This window comes from Psychrobacter okhotskensis (assembly GCF_965638355.1).
Taxonomy (GTDB): domain Bacteria; phylum Pseudomonadota; class Gammaproteobacteria; order Pseudomonadales; family Moraxellaceae; genus Psychrobacter; species Psychrobacter okhotskensis.
In genome coordinates, this window is sequence record NZ_OZ281822.1 from 1,425,702 (window position 1) to 1,437,932 (window position 12,231).

General features: G+C 44.8%; 9 protein-coding genes. 5 read left to right on the forward strand and 4 right to left on the reverse strand.

Annotated elements, in window-relative coordinates; all coding sequences use genetic code 11:
• The first annotated feature begins 34 nt into the window (after positions 1-34).
• Positions 35-544, forward strand: coding sequence for an Rrf2 family transcriptional regulator (locus ACSUPM_RS06085; protein WP_352287059.1), 510 nt, complete (start codon positions 35-37; stop codon positions 542-544).
• Positions 545-715: 171 nt separating this feature from the next.
• On the opposite strand, the gene ACSUPM_RS06090 is transcribed toward ACSUPM_RS06085, so the two are convergent.
• The 4 genes from ACSUPM_RS06090 to ACSUPM_RS06105 form a co-directional block, all read right to left on the reverse strand.
• A complete protein-coding gene (locus ACSUPM_RS06090; protein WP_352287062.1) occupies positions 716-1,459 on the reverse strand; it encodes a hypothetical protein in 744 nt (247 codons plus the stop codon).
• Positions 1,460-1,521: 62 nt separating this feature from the next.
• Positions 1,522-2,268, reverse strand: a complete 747-nt coding sequence (locus ACSUPM_RS06095; RefSeq protein WP_436880269.1) for a hypothetical protein — start codon at positions 2,266-2,268, stop codon at positions 1,522-1,524.
• Positions 2,269-2,456: 188 nt separating this feature from the next.
• Entirely contained in the window at positions 2,457-3,203 is a 747-nt protein-coding gene (locus ACSUPM_RS06100; protein ID WP_436880270.1) for a hypothetical protein, read from the reverse strand.
• Positions 3,204-3,309: 106 nt separating this feature from the next.
• Positions 3,310-4,242, reverse strand: a complete 933-nt coding sequence (locus tag ACSUPM_RS06105; protein ID WP_436880271.1) for a dienelactone hydrolase family protein — start codon at positions 4,240-4,242, stop codon at positions 3,310-3,312.
• A gap of 801 nt (positions 4,243-5,043) precedes the next feature.
• Here ACSUPM_RS06105 and ACSUPM_RS06110 point away from each other — a divergent pair.
• The 4 genes from ACSUPM_RS06110 (at position 5,044) to ACSUPM_RS06125 (ending at position 12,094) form a co-directional block, all read left to right on the forward strand.
• Positions 5,044-6,168 carry an MFS transporter gene (locus ACSUPM_RS06110; RefSeq protein WP_436880317.1) on the forward strand — a complete coding sequence of 375 codons (1,125 nt, stop codon included), beginning with the start codon at positions 5,044-5,046 and terminating at the stop codon, positions 6,166-6,168.
• 207 nt (positions 6,169-6,375) lie between these two features.
• Entirely contained in the window at positions 6,376-8,046 is a 1,671-nt protein-coding gene (locus ACSUPM_RS06115; protein ID WP_201577849.1) for a fatty acid--CoA ligase, read from the forward strand.
• Between the two features lie 245 nt (positions 8,047-8,291).
• The gene (locus ACSUPM_RS06120; protein WP_201567330.1) at positions 8,292-10,337 is read left to right on the forward strand and encodes a propionate--CoA ligase; all 2,046 of its coding nucleotides are present in this window, start codon (positions 8,292-8,294) and stop codon (positions 10,335-10,337) included.
• A gap of 272 nt (positions 10,338-10,609) precedes the next feature.
• Positions 10,610-12,094: a CoA-acylating methylmalonate-semialdehyde dehydrogenase gene (locus ACSUPM_RS06125; RefSeq protein WP_201567332.1), complete on the forward strand. Its 1,485-nt coding sequence runs from the start codon at positions 10,610-10,612 to the stop codon at positions 12,092-12,094.
• Positions 12,095-12,231 lie beyond the last annotated feature (137 nt).

The window sequence follows — 12,231 nt, forward strand, 5'->3', positions numbered from 1 at the left end:
TTAATAATCTCAAACTAGACAGGAGCGCGAATCAATGCGACTAACCAATTATAGTGACTACGCACTGCGCTCATTGATTTATTTAGCAGTGAAACCAGATCAGTACTCACTGGCCAACATCAGTGATATCGCCAACAGCTATAATATCTCTAAAAGTCATTTGACCAAGATTATTCATCAGCTCGGTCAGCTTGGCTATATCGATAGCGTCCGTGGCAAAAACGGCGGTATTCGGCTGGCATGCGCGCCAAAAGACATCAACTTGGGTGTATTGATTAAGCAGATCGAACCAGATTTTGCGTTAGTAGAATGTTTTGCGACGCATTTGCCCAATGGCGAGCGCCAAGCGCATGCAAAAGGATTACCCATTACGCTAATAGATGAGTCCGCACCTATCTCTAAGGTAGGCTGTGTGATTAGTCCAGTTTGTCAATTAAAAGGGGTGTTTTTTGAAGCGCTGACTGCCTTTATTGCGGTGCTTGAGCGCTATACATTGGCTGATGTGATGAATAATGAAGCGGAGTTGGCCGCATTATTGTCTTAAATTGCTTTATCATCAAAATCTTTGTTTTCGACAGTTTTCTCTTTGATAGTTTTTTTACGAAATCATTCTGTTCAAGGTTTTGAAGATACAACTATTGTAATAATACATTCATAAAAAAGCCGCTGATAATAGCGGCCTTTTTGCATTGAAAACTTTAGATACTGATAAGCTTTAAGCGCTTTCTAGTTTAGGACGCGCTTTATCAATGGTCTTTAACAATGCTGCGGTGAATTCGCCTGCTTCAAACTTAATCATATGAGTATGTGCCGCGCAGAAGTGACGGACATCCCAATCATGAGCCAAGCTCGTTGCCCATTCACAATACTGTTTGCCCGCATTAGTCTCATTCTTTAGCGCTTTTTCGGTATCAGGTTGCAGCAGTACGTCAGGCAATACGGCATCTAGTAGCTTTAAAGGTGGCGTCACAAAGGTATCATCGACGTGCAAGCTGCGGCTGGCAGGATGATAAACCAATAGCGAACCAGCATGAATCTTTTCATCAGGCGCAATATAATAAATGCCCTTGGGTAAAGAGAAAGCCAGCTCAGGATAGCGCTGAGCTACTGCTTCGCTTTCAACCAAATCATCTGCCCATGCTACCTCTGGCACTTGTTCGGCATGACGGCTACTACCGTAAAATATAGCCTTTGGAAAGTCCTTGGCCATTTGCGCACAGTGTACCGTATGGAAGGGGTGGACATTGAGCACCGCCTCGACATCTTGACCGTCATTGGTCAATGCCATGACCTGAGCACGAACCTCATCGGTCAACGTATAGCTGTCCAAGAATACAAACTTTCCTGACTGTAAGCGTACCAAAGAGCATTGCGCGCCTATATTAACGACACCGCCTATTTTAAACGAGCCGCGTATGTTCCAAAAGCCTGAGCCCAAATCATGAATCTCGTCTGACATAGTTATTATTCCTTTTCATTTTTATTTATCATAACGGTACTAATCATAACGGTTCTACGACGTTACGCCTGCTCAAGCTTAGGACGCGCTTTGCTTACTGCCTTGACTAACGCCTTTTCAAACTCACCGTCTGCAAAGGTTATTAACTCTGAATGCGCGGCGCAAAAGTGACGGACATCACGCCATTCATGAGCCAAGCTCGTTGCCCAGTCGCAATACTGTTTACCAGCATTTGGTTCATTTTTTAACGCTTTTTTGGTCGTTGGGTGTAACATTATCTCAGGTAGTACAGCGCGCAGTAACTTCGATGGTGGATTCATAAAAGTATCATCGACATGTAAGCTTTTGCTGGCAGGATGAAATACCAATAATGAGCCTGCGTGAATCATCTCGTTAGCAGAGATATAATGGACACCTTGAGATAAAGAAAAACCTAGTTCAGGGTAGCGCTTTGCCACCGCTTCGCTCTCTACCAAATCATCCGACCATTGGACCTCAGGTATTTTTTTCTGATGGCGACTACTACCATACATAATAGCTTGCGGAAAATCCTTTGCCATCTGTGCGCAATGAACCGTATGAAAGGGATGAACATTGAGTATTGCTTCGACATCTTGACCGTCATTAGTCAATGCCATAACCTTGGCGAGAATATCACCCGTGAGCTTGTAGCTGTCCAAAAATATAAAGCGTCCCGATGCCAGCTTGACCAGTGAGCATTGAGTGCCGATATTCAATACACCGCCTATGCGAAAGCTTCCGCGTATGTTCCAAAATCCTGAGCCTAAATCTACTATTTTGTCTGCCATGAGTATGGTTCCTTAATTGATCAATGATAAAGTGTGGCAATCTAATTGGGCTGTTTTGGTAAGATAATTATGGGTAATTATTGTTGGTGATGAGTGGCTGTAATTAGCGGCTGTCATTAATGCTTATAATTAGTGGCTGTAATTAGTACTTGTTATTTATAAGTGTTTCTTGTGATTCTTCAGGTAATTTAAGACTTCTCAAGCTCAGGACGGGCGCTGTCGATAGTAGCCAGTAGCGCCGTTTCAAACTCACCTTTTTCAAAAATGACTAAACCTGAGTGCGCACCGCAAAAGTGACGCACATCGCGCCAGTCGTGTGCCAAATTAATTGCCCAATCGCAATAAGTTTTGCCCGCATTTGGCTCATCTTTCAGTGCTTTTATAGTCGTGGCATGTAAGTTTATACCCGCTTGTACCGCATTAAATCGTTTTGAAGGTGGGAGCTCAAACGTATCGTCGACATATAGGCTTTGGCTGGCAGGATGAAATACCAAAAGCGAGCCTGAGTGCACAGCATCATCAGGGGAAATATAGTAAATGCCTTTTGGTTGAGAAAACTCAAGCTCAGGATAACGCTCAGCTACCGCTGCACTTTCAACGTAATCCTCACTCCAGTTTACTTCTGGCACTTCCTTATGGTGACGTGCACTGCCATAAAATAAAGCATGCGGAAAGTCTTTTGCCACTCGCGCACAGTGCACGGTATGAAAAGGATGCACGTTGAGCACCGCTTCTATATCTTGTCCATTATTGGTCAGCGCCATCACTTGCGCGCGGACGTCACCAGTGAGCGTATAACTATCCAAAAGCAAAAACTTTCCAGAGTGTAACTTTACTAAGGCTGATTGATTGCCGATATCGATCATGCCCTGTCTGACGAACGAGCCGCGGATATTCCAAAAACCTGCACCCAAATCATGTATCTGGTCTTTCATTGTAGATAATCCTCTTTGAATCATAGCTGAATTCGAATGTACTTAAATCTAATATACGCAAATAAAGGCATACTTAAAGCGAATGTCACCATTCCTATACACCGATTTACAGACAGTTTTTATAATCATAAGCTGAGATACGAGGGCTTTTGCTATAGTTTTCGTTGGCACATAAAAATTTATCGAAGCGTGTATCATTATTAATATAACGCTGCATCCACGCGATGCCAGGCTTACTTAAGAGTATCTCGTTAAAGCGGTAGCTTGGACAAAAGTGGCTGCCATTGTTTACTTCAACCTTCATCTTGGGGCCGATGGCATTTTTATAGAACGCGTTGGCATATTTATTAGTCTCAGCAATCCGGTCATTCTCACAGGCAATGACCAAGGTTGGCGTTTTTACCTCGCCATAGCTTTTGTCATGATAGGGTGCTAGTGGCATAATAGCTCGTACTGTACTGCGCTCCGTTGCCAGTTTAAGCGCGCCGCCGCCGCCCATTGACCAGCCAATAGCGCCCAATCGCTTAGGATCTATCATACTGCCGACGGTGTCATCCGCAATCATCTGGTCTAGTGCCGCATTCAGTTGTGTGGCTCTACTATCTGGATCGTCGTAGATAGAGTTGGTATTGATAGTGATAACGACAAAGCCCCAAGAAGCCAGACGCGGTCCCCACCACTTGATAGAATTCTCGTAAGAAACGTAACCAGGAACCACGGCAATAGCGCCTAACAGACCGCAGCCACTAGCGTTGGTCGGGTAGTGAATCGTACCGCCACCAAAACCCTTTGCTGACTGTCGCGAAACGCGTTTGGTGCGGACAGAGAAGGGACCATTATCACGAGTATCTGACAGAGCATCTGCCGTGATTGCGCTATCTGCAATACAGTCTGATGGCATCGCTGGTACTTCTGGTAATGCTTCATTTACTGTATGAACTGTAATCTCAGATAGGCTGAGTTCAGCCAAAGTCGGCATAGAAAAAAACAACGCGCCCGTGACAATAATAGCTTTTGCAAGCCCAGTATTTTTTATCATGATAAACATTCTTGTATGTGAGGGTTGTATAATTTTGATTGGCTTAGCTATTGGTTTTTTATTCTATTTTTGACGCTATACCTGATAAGGCAAAATAATAGTAGACATTAATCTTTTAATTGTCAAAGCCATAAACCGCCTGCACGGTATCGAATGCGACTAGGCTACAATGCCAATTTGAAGGTAAAGCGTGGCTAATGTTAAGTAGCGCGGCTAATTTTAAGCAAAGGTATTTCTATAAATGGCGGCGCTATGATATAAAGAAAAATGGCAATATTTTTTGGTCAAATAACAAGGCTAATGTAGCGCCAATAACACATCTAAAACTGAGTATGAGGTCTGATGTGGTAACATAACTCGCTTGTCTTTAGGATAAATATTTATCATTTAAGAGGTGTTTAGTATTTAAGAGGTATTTACTATTTAAAAATACCATTTTATCCTATAGATTTATCATATAACGCTTTTAGTATCTATAGTCAGTGAAAAGTAATATCGAACCATCACGCACTACTGATATCCATTTTCCTTGCTTGCTGTGCCTGTGCAGACAGAGGCTACAAAAAATTGATATCAGCAAGCAATACCGTCGCGTTTTTAGGATATTTTGACTATAGCTGTATCAACCATCTTTCATCCAAGTCAATAACAGGTATTTATCACTGTCATGGCATAACCAATATAGTCAGCCTCCTTGTGAATCATTCTACTGATCAGACCCAATATACCGCCCCACAGCCTTCCACTTCGCCAAATGATTCTACGTCATGGGTTTTAAAACTCACCTTTGGCTTGATTGGCATGTTTGCTTTTTTACAAGTGTATTCTATTCAAGCGGTGCTACCCGTCCTGATGCTAGATTTTGCGGCGACTGAAGTCCAAGCGGGCATGATCGTTGGAGCAACTGTGTTAGCGATTGCTATCATGTCACCGTTTTTGGGTATGCTCTCTGATGCCGTGGGGCGTAAATCATTTATCGTTGGCGCGTTACTGTTTTTAGCGATTCCGACGGCGTTAATTGCGCAAAGCCCTAGCATTGGCTGGATGGGTATGTGGCGCTTTATACAAGGGTTGTCCGTGCCCGGTATCACTGTGGTGACGATTGCTTATATCGGTGAAGAGTTTGAGGGGCGGGCAGTCACTGAATTGATGTCTTTTTACGTCTCAGGCTCAGTGTTTGGTGGCTTTATGGGACGGTTTTTGCTCGGTCATTTACACGAGCTTATCGGCTGGCGCGCAGGCTACTATGTAATGGCAGCGATGACGCTGATTGGTGCGCTTTGGGTGGGTAAGATACTACCATCGTCACGTCACTTTGAAGCCAACCCGAACTTTCGCTCAGCGATACAGACACTTAGCGAGCACCTGACCAATCGTTATGTGGTCACTGCCTGTTTACTTGGTTCCTGTGTGCTATTTTCCTTAGTTGGCTGTTTTACCTTTATCAATTTGTACCTAGCAGGCACGCCCTATGAGCTTAGTACTGGGGCGCTGGCTAATATTTTTGCGGTATATTTAATTGGGGTGGTCATTACGCCATTATCCTCTACCTTGCTAAGACGATTTGGTTCAGCACGAACCGTTCGGGTGGCCGTGGTTGTTTCAATGCTTGGAGTATTATTGACGCTTGTGGCACCACTTTGGGGTATTGTCGTAGGACTGGCGATTATGTCCTCGGGCGTGTTTGTCACGCAGGCTGCGACCATCAGCTATATCGCGGTCAATGTGAAAAAAGGGCGCTCACTGGCTTCTGGCTTATACTATATGGCCTATTATACAGGCGGTACCTTAGGGGCATGGCTGTGCGGCATCGCCTATGCGCGCGGTCAATGGTCGCTTACCGTATGGTTATTATTATTCGTGCAAGTATTGGCATTATTAGTCGCTAGCTTTGGCATGATAAAAACCAAAACTCGTACTACTTAACCTATATAGCCAATAAAAAAGGGCAGGAAAATCACTGTTGCTGTTTCAGTACTTACGCAAGCAGCCTTTACATATAAGCGGTTTTTTCTTACTATCAGTATCAGGCTTATCGAACATATCTTTTATTAAAACAATAATTTTAGTTTGCCTCAAACCCTTTAATAGCCATTAAAATTATCAAAAATACTCAACAAGGACGTCAGATTTATGTCAAATATTTACCACAGCGCACCAGCTGCTTATGAGTTTCCACTTCTGATCAAGCAATTGTTAAACCGTGCCAAAACCGTCTCACAAGATCAAGAAATCGTTTATGCGGATAAAAAACGCTTTACTTATAAAGATCTGTTTAATCGTATCAATCGCTTAGCGAACGTTTTAGCCGACTTGAATCTCGCTACTGGTGATGTGGTCGCCGTCATGGATTGGGACAGCCATCGCTATTTAGAATCCTACTTTGCAGTGCCGATGTCGCAGTATATTTTGCAGACCGTCAATATCCGCTTATCACCAGAAAAAGTGCTGTACACCATTAATCATGCGAAACCAAAAGTGCTGATGCTGAACTCTGAGTTTGCCGCACTGGTGAAGGATTATCAGTTTGAGAACTCTAGTATCGAGCATATCATCTGGCTAGATGACAATGGCATGACAGTAGAAGGGGTCTTTGGTGACAATCAAAAGCGCGTAACGGGTGAGTACGAAGCTTTGTTAGAAGCCGCTGATGATACTTTTGACTTCCAAGACTTTGATGAAAATACCATTGCGACGACCTTTTATACTTCGGGCACCACAGGCGATCCAAAGGGTGTGTTTTTTAGCCATCGTCAGCTAGTACTACATAGTATGGCAGAAGCCGCCACCCTAGGTATGTTGCCGAACAAACAAGGCGTGAGTAACGGCGATGTTTATATGCCGATGACGCCGATGTTCCATGTACATGCATGGGGCTTTCCTTTTACCGCGACGATGGTCGGTCTCAAGCAGGTCTATCCGGGACGCTATGCGCCTGATACCTTGCTGGATTTGATCATTAACGAAAAAGTCAGTATCACCCATTGTGTGCCGACGATTTTGCAAATGGTACTCAAAGAAGCACAAGATCGTGGGGCCAGTTTTAATGGTCTAAAAATGATCATCGGTGGTTCAAGGTTGACCGAAGGTTTAGCAAAGTCTGCATTGGCGCAAGATATCGAAGTCTATACGGGCTATGGTATGTCAGAGACGGCGCCGCTTATTAGCTTGACAGAGTTTAGCCTCAACGAACCAGAAATGACGGAAGAAGAGGATATTGCTCGCCGTTGTATGACGGGCAAGCCAGTGGTCATGGTCGATGCACAGGTATGGGGCGAAAACAATCAATCGGTGGGTACGGGTGAAGAAAATACAGGTGAGCTGGTACTGCGCGCACCGTGGTTGACCCAGAGCTATCTGAAAAATGACGATGCAGGCAAAGAGCTGTGGGAAAACGGCTACATGCATACTCAAGATATCGCCTATGTCCGTCCTGATGGCTACATTAGAATCACCGATCGTCTAAAAGATGTGATCAAATCAGGTGGCGAGTGGATATCATCGCTTGAGATTGAGACGATTTTATCTCTGCATCCAGCAGTGGCTGATGTGTCAGTTATTGGCGTTCGCGATAAGCAGTGGGGCGAGCGTCCATTGGCCTTGGTGGTACTCAAGCCTGATTGCCAAGATACCAAGGTGGAGGACATCAAAGCCATCGCTGAGAAAGCGGTAGAGCGCGGTATCATTCCTAAATATGGTGTGCCCAGTCAGTTTAAGTTCGTTGATGAGTTGCCCAAAACTTCTGTAGGCAAACATGACAAAAAAGTCATGCGTGAGATGTATGCCGATCAGACCGAGGTATAACGTTACTGGCCCACTTTTTTAAAGCTATAGGCTGTTAAGGTATTTGAATGCTGATGATAATCAAACAGATTAGACGCTTAATAGTTGACCTTTATTGTTAGCTCTGCTACATTTTAAACCGATACATAATGTATCGGTTTTTCAGTTCTGGCACGGATGACCAGTACCTTATTACGATATTATTTATCACCGCTATATTTACAATTATATTGCATCATATCTTGTTTACGCTAAGGACAGCTATTATGAGCGACCCAATCAAAAACCAAGCCACAACCCAACCTTCTCAAAATGGCCAAACTCAAGTCACTCAGACTCCAAGCTTTGCTGATATTTATCACGATTCTATTAACGACCGTGAGCAGTTTTGGGCAGAGCAAGCCAAGCGTATCTACTGGCATAAAGAGCCTGAGCAAATCCTCGATGACAGCAATTTGCCTTTTGCCAAATGGTACGTCGGCGGTGAGACCAACCTTTGCTATAACTGTGTCGATCGCCATCTGGCAGAGCGTGCAGAGCAAGATGCCTTTATTTGGCTATCCTCTGAGATTAACCAAGAGTTAGTAGCAACATTCCCAGCAGTCGTCGATGCCTTTAGCGATTTAGGCAATAACGTCGAGTTTTATACCGACTATACCAAGCGCCGCCTGACTTATAACGATTTGTATAAAGAAGTGAATTACTTCGCCGATGTGCTACAGCGTCATGGTATCGAGAAGGGCGATCGTGTCATTATCTATATGCCAATGATTTTGGAGGCCGCTTATGCGATGCTAGCATGTGCTCGTATTGGCGCAGTTCATTCTGTAGTCTTCGGTGGCTTTGCCGCGCACAACCTAGCGATTCGTATGGACGATGCTGAGGCAAAAATGGTCATTACGGTAGATTCAGGATTGCGCGGTGGCAAGGTTATCAACTATAAAAACCTCGTCGATCAAGGTGTTGAACAAGCCACTGTGAAGCCTGAGCATGTGCTGGTCGTCAATCGAGGTATCTTGCCTTATGAGCCAAAAGCTATCGATGTCGATTATGCAACCCAACGCCGTATCAGTTGTGAAGCCAATGCGATTGTCGAGCCAGTGTGGTTAGAATCCAATACGCCATCGTATTTGCTCTATACTTCTGGTACTACGGGTACACCAAAAGGCGTGCAGCGTGATACCGGCGGTCATGCAGTGGCGCTAACAACGTCGATAGATTATATCTACGATGGCAAAGCCGGCGAGACCTTTTGGGCAATATCCGATATCGGTTGGGCAGTGGGGCACTCTTATACCATTTATGCGCCATTGCTCGCTGGCATGACCAGTGTGATGTATGAAGGCTTGCCGCATCGTCCAAACCCTGGTATCTGGTGGCGGATTGTTGAAGCCAACAAGGTTAATATCCTATTTACCGCACCGACGGGTGTGCGTATGCTGAAAAAGCAAGATGAGACGTGGATGACACGCTATGATGTCTCTAGCCTCAAGTCATTCTTTTTAGCAGGCGAGCCACTTGATGAGTCAACGGCCAATTGGCTGACCAAGCATTTAGGGGTACCGATTTTAGATCACTATTGGCAAACAGAGTCTGGCTGGCCGATTTTAAGCAATACGCCCAAATTTAATCATAAACCGCACAAACAAGGCTCGCCCGGTTATCCCATGTATGGTTATGATGCCCACGTCATCAATGAAGAGACCGGCGAGCCTTGCGCGGCTGGTGAAAAGGGTTTGCTAGCGATTAAAGCGCCATTACCACCCGGTTGTCTTACTACGGTATGGCGTAATGATGAGCGCTTTGTCAGCAGTTATTTCGGTCTGTTTGATGGTCAACAGTATTCCACCTCAGACTATGCGGTAACGGATGAAGAAGGTTATTTTTATATTCTCGGTCGTACCGATGATGTGATAAATGTCGCGGGTCATCGTATCGGCACCCAAGAGATTGAGGAGGCAATTAGCATGCATCCAGAGATGGCTGAGTGTGCGGTCGTGGGTATTCAGGATCAGTTAAAAGGCGAGTTGCCCATTGCTTTTTGTGTGCTAAAAGATCATGACCAAGTAGCGACGACCGAAAACCGCTTCCGTCTTGAGCAGCAAGTGATTGGGGCAGTGGTAAAATCTCTTGGTGGTATCGCAAGACCCGCAGCGATTTATTTCCCGCAGGCGCTACCAAAAACGCGCTCGGGCAAAATTTTACGTCGTACTATTCGTGCTTTAGCGGAAGGTAATGAAACGGGAGATATGTCAACGCTTGACAATCCAACGGCCATTGACGCCATTAAACAGTCTATGAAAGATTATTAATCTAATGGCGTATCAATTGAAAAAAACCAGCCACCTTTGATACCGAAAAAGCCCATGCACAATCATGGGCTTTTTTTGGCCTAAATGTAGAGACAAGCAGTACACATAAAACACTTGACCCTAAAATTGATTTATTGTTATAGTCAATAATGATACAAAATAAATCACTTTAAAATAAAGCTTTATTCGTAGAAACTTATCGTTTCTAATTCTCTTTATAGATATGAAGATACCGTCAAACGGTAATCTTGCAAAAAAGATAAGGATATCTTATGCACCACGTTCAGCAGCTCATCAATGGTCAATTTGTTGATTCTAATACCAGCGAATGGATTGATATCACCGATCCCGCCACGCAAGAAGTTATCGCTAAAGTCCCTCAAACCACTGATGATGAAATCAATCAAGCCGTCGCTGCCGCTCAGAAAGCCTTTCAGACGTGGCGCAAAACGCCAATTACTACTCGTGCGCGTATCTTCTTGAAGTATCAAGCACTCATACGCGATCATATGGATGAGCTGGCAGAAATCCTGACAGCAGAGCAGGGCAAGACTATCGCTGACGCTCGCGGTGATGTATTCCGTGGTCTAGAAGTCGTCGAACATGCCGCAGGTATTGCCAATCTGCAAATCGGCGACTTCGTTGAAAACGTCGCCTCAGGCGTAGACACTTATAGCATTTGGCAGCCACTTGGCGTCTGTGCTGGTATCACCCCGTTTAACTTCCCAGCGATGATTCCACTATGGATGTTCCCAATGGCGATTGCCACGGGTAACACATTCATTCTAAAACCTTCTGAGCAAGACCCAATGGTCACCATGCGTTTGATTGAGCTGGCAGTAGAAGCGGGTGTCCCTGAAGGTGTACTCAACGTGGTACATGGTGGCAAGGCGACGGTTGATGCCATTTGTGATCATCCAGACATCAAAGCGGTTTCGTTTGTTGGTTCTACCAACGTCGGCAAGCATGTCTACGAGCGCGCTAGTAAATCTGGCAAACGTGCCCAGTGCATGATGGGTGCCAAAAACCATGGCGTTATCCTACCTGATGCCAATAAAGAGCAAACACTCAATCAGCTAGCGGGTGCAGCCTTTGGTGCCGCCGGTCAACGTTGTATGGCATTGTCAGTCGTGGTGTTAGTCGGTGCAGCAGGTGAATGGATTGACGATATCAAAGCCAAAGCAGAAGGCTTAGTGGTCTCAGCAGGTAAAAACGACAAGGATTTAGGTCCGCTCATTTCACCAGCAGCAAAAGCGCGTGTTGAGCATCTGATTGGTACAGGGGTAGAAGAAGGGGCTAGCTTGATTCTTGATGGTCGTGGCATTACTGTCGAAGGCTATGAGAAAGGCAACTTCGTAGGACCGACTATCTTTGATAACGTCACCGCTGATATGCAAATTTATCAGCAAGAAATCTTTGGCCCTGTTCTATGTATTATGCGTGCAGCCGACCTTGATGAAGCGATTGAGCTATTGAATGCCAACCCACATGGTAATGGTACCGCTATCTTTACTCAGTCAGGCGCTGCTGCACATAAATTCCAACAAGATGTACAAGTGGGGCAAATCGGTATTAACTTGCCAATTCCTGTGCCACTACCGATGTTCTCATTCTCAGGCTCACGTGCTAGTAAGCTTGGTGATCTCGGTCCTTATGGTAAGCAGGCAGTACAGTTCTATACTCAAACTAAGACGGTCACTGCCCGCTGGTTCGATGATGAGGCAAGCCGCGGCGTGAATACCACTATTTCAATGTAATCGTTCATTCACTATGTTTGCGATATAACGTCAATCTTACTTAATATGTGCTTTACTAGTAGAGCATAATTTTGAGAATGTCGTTATGTCGCTGCTATACTGTATAAACAATATTGAACTGATGACTTACCAAACTT

What these genes read in the sequence shown, in the direction of transcription:
- ACSUPM_RS06085 (WP_352287059.1), top strand. Translation starts at nt 35, where the DNA reads ATGCGACTAACCAATTATAGTGACTACGCACTGCGCTCATTGATTTAT.
- ACSUPM_RS06090 (WP_352287062.1), bottom strand. Translation starts at nt 1,459, where the DNA reads ATGTCAGACGAGATTCATGATTTGGGCTCAGGCTTTTGGAACATACGC.
- ACSUPM_RS06095 (WP_436880269.1), bottom strand. Translation starts at nt 2,268, where the DNA reads ATGGCAGACAAAATAGTAGATTTAGGCTCAGGATTTTGGAACATACGC.
- ACSUPM_RS06100 (WP_436880270.1), bottom strand. Translation starts at nt 3,203, where the DNA reads ATGAAAGACCAGATACATGATTTGGGTGCAGGTTTTTGGAATATCCGC.
- ACSUPM_RS06105 (WP_436880271.1), bottom strand. Translation starts at nt 4,242, where the DNA reads ATGATAAAAAATACTGGGCTTGCAAAAGCTATTATTGTCACGGGCGCG.
- ACSUPM_RS06110 (WP_436880317.1), top strand. Translation starts at nt 5,044, where the DNA reads ATGTTTGCTTTTTTACAAGTGTATTCTATTCAAGCGGTGCTACCCGTC.
- ACSUPM_RS06115 (WP_201577849.1), top strand. Translation starts at nt 6,376, where the DNA reads ATGTCAAATATTTACCACAGCGCACCAGCTGCTTATGAGTTTCCACTT.
- ACSUPM_RS06120 (WP_201567330.1), top strand. Translation starts at nt 8,292, where the DNA reads ATGAGCGACCCAATCAAAAACCAAGCCACAACCCAACCTTCTCAAAAT.
- ACSUPM_RS06125 (WP_201567332.1), top strand. Translation starts at nt 10,610, where the DNA reads ATGCACCACGTTCAGCAGCTCATCAATGGTCAATTTGTTGATTCTAAT.